The organism is Cupriavidus sp. 01L46, assembly GCF_056399905.1.
Genome location: NZ_JBFTSF010000691.1, coordinates 1 through 591, shown reverse-complemented (window position 1 = coordinate 591; position 591 = coordinate 1). Strand labels below are relative to the sequence as shown.

The following is a 591-nucleotide window of genomic DNA, read 5'->3' as shown; positions in this document are numbered from 1 at the left end:
TATTGATATCCATCCACCTCGTAGCAATTCCCTATGCTCACTCCATGCGAGTAAAACGTGTCCTCGCTCCCGTGCCCGAAGACAGGCCGATCATGAACATAAACAACTTCATTTTTCACAACGTCCAGATCGACAAAACCTACCGACGAGCGGTTTTGCTCGTCGCGTCCGCTATAGAAAACGCGATACACATCGCCGTCCAACAGGATGGGCAACGGGTTCGCCGCATGAGTTAAGAGCTTGGGATGAATTCCCTGAGGGTTATAGACCTGCCCCAGCTTTGCCCAACGCATTTCCAACCTCCTAAATCTTCCTCAGCTTGGAGCTAGGTACTTTCGAGCGCGGCGTGGCAGCGCCGACATAGACCCCTTCTGCCTCTGCATCACCAAGCAGCAAGGCTCCAGCACCCACCACGCACCTCACGCCGATTTTAATGTGATCACGCAATGTCGCATTCACCCCAACAAAACATTGCTCTCCGATGTCAACGCCCCCTGAGACAACAACATGCGACGCAATGAAACAGTGATCCCTAACGATCGAGTGATGTCCAATGTGGTTTCCGCTCCACAATGTGACGTTATTTCCGAT

1 protein-coding gene and 1 pseudogene are annotated in these 591 nt (G+C 52.1%); both read right to left on the bottom strand.

All coding sequences use genetic code 11. From position 1 onward, the window contains the following. Positions 1-293, bottom strand: a pseudogene (locus AC1DS3_RS39340) (hypothetical protein); the annotation flags it as partial. Between the two features lie 10 nt (positions 294-303). Next, on the bottom strand, positions 304-591 hold a 288-nt coding region (locus AC1DS3_RS39335), incomplete at its 5' end, for an LbetaH domain-containing protein (protein WP_477129461.1).